Raw genomic sequence first — 261 nt, forward strand, 5'->3', positions numbered from 1 at the left:
TAGCCGTATTTGTCCATTAGCAGGCACAGCCCTGCAGAGGCCCCCACTTCGATGAGCGCTATCTTGCCCCTGATTGAAGCGAGTGCGGGCAACAACACCGCACAGCGCCCTGGTTCGTTCGTCTGCGTGGAACGAGCCAGCATAAGAGCTCGGATGGCGCCGCCATGTTGCGCCAGGCCTGCATCGAATTCCGAAGTCGATGCGGGCGCGCCTACGGTATGCCGGAACGCGGCGAACAGCAGGTTGGGTTGCTGTTTATCT

General features: G+C 60.5%; 1 protein-coding gene. It reads right to left on the reverse strand.

Going from position 1 to position 261, the window contains the following annotated elements; genetic code table 11:
• Positions 1–242: DUF2332 family protein (locus R0J88_RS21090; RefSeq protein WP_410901039.1), on the reverse strand; the 242-nt coding region annotated here is incomplete at its 3' end.
• Positions 243–261 lie beyond the last annotated feature (19 nt).

The organism is Pseudoalteromonas sp. SIMBA_162 (assembly GCF_046535955.1).
Classification (GTDB): domain Bacteria; phylum Pseudomonadota; class Gammaproteobacteria; order Enterobacterales; family Alteromonadaceae; genus Pseudoalteromonas; species Pseudoalteromonas marina.